The following is a 1,039-nucleotide window of genomic DNA, read 5'->3' as shown; positions in this document are numbered from 1 at the left end:
CCGGTAGTGTGTGTCATGGTGGAGCCGATCCTGGCGCAGTGGTCCCGGCAGCGGTAGCCGGAGTTGATTACCATCGGCTTAGCAAACCGCTCCCTTACCCTGATCAGTCGGCGCAGCGTGTCATCCGAGAAGTGGAGTTTCCCGCAACAGCGGCAGGACAACTCCTCTTCCGTGAAGTAGTCGTTCTTGAACATGGGATCACCAGAAACGAAAAACCCCTCGCTGAACGGGGCTCAGAAATGGTTTAGGCTATAAATCTGCGCATCTTTGTCAGCGTGAAGTTTTTATACTGAAATGGCACAAAGCGGCCCGCACCTCGGAGATAAACATGGATGACATTGCTCGCGCCAAATATCTTCCCATCGCCCTGATTGCTACAGGACTGATATTTATCTTTGCCATGTATCCGTTAATGGTTTGGATATGGCCTGCGGGATGGGGCTTGACACCATCGCAGCCCGAATACGAACAGATTATTTTGGGAACATTCGGAGTTTTGGGTGTATTCCTGATTCTTGCCGCCAAAAATCCCACTGCTCATATCAAACTAATCTGGTTCACTATCTGGCTGAATCTAGTCTATGCGACCATTATGTTGTTGATGGTGCTAGCTGACCGAACTGAGCAGGCAAATTTAATCGGAAATATTCCGGTACAATATTTGATTGCAGGGATCCTCTGGTATCTACTACCCAGGCACAAAAAGCGCTCTTCTTGACGCGCTAATGATCTTGTCTCCGGTAGGAGCTGGCTCCAAGTTAGCCTTGCCTCAGCGGCCTTACTGGAATCCCCAACCACTCTTGAGGAAACCCCATCAATTCAAAATCGTCTGGGTGTACCACTACGAGCTTCAACTAGAAATCGTTATAGAGAATCCACCTGTTCCAGCCCTTGGCTATTGCAAAGCATCTGAGGACTTCTTCCATAGGGGAGCAGTGACTCCAAGGCAAACAGTCGAATTCCGAACACAAAAAAGTCTTCGCCAAGCGAACTAGGCCCTAGTTCATCTATATTATTGACTGCAGCTAAATCAACTTAA

Annotated in this window: 2 protein-coding genes; one reads left to right on the top strand and one right to left on the bottom strand. The window is 48.6% G+C overall.

The features are described from left to right. A partial coding sequence (locus Q1A48_RS21255; protein ID WP_299948856.1) for a D-Ala-D-Ala carboxypeptidase family metallohydrolase occupies positions 1-194 on the bottom strand: 194 nt, incomplete at its 3' end. A 134-nt stretch (positions 195-328) separates the two neighbouring features. On the opposite strand from Q1A48_RS21255, the gene Q1A48_RS21250 reads away from it, so the two are divergent. Beyond that, positions 329-718, top strand: a complete 390-nt coding sequence (locus Q1A48_RS21250; protein ID WP_299948854.1) for a DUF6632 domain-containing protein — start codon at positions 329-331, stop codon at positions 716-718. The last annotated feature ends 321 nt before the right edge of the window (positions 719-1,039 follow it).

Origin of the sequence: uncultured Microbulbifer sp., assembly GCF_947489355.1 — a bacterium.
Taxonomy (GTDB): Bacteria; Pseudomonadota; Gammaproteobacteria; order Pseudomonadales; family Cellvibrionaceae; genus Microbulbifer.
The sequence above is the reverse complement of the archived record's forward strand: the minus strand, read 5'-3'. Positions and strand labels throughout refer to the sequence as shown.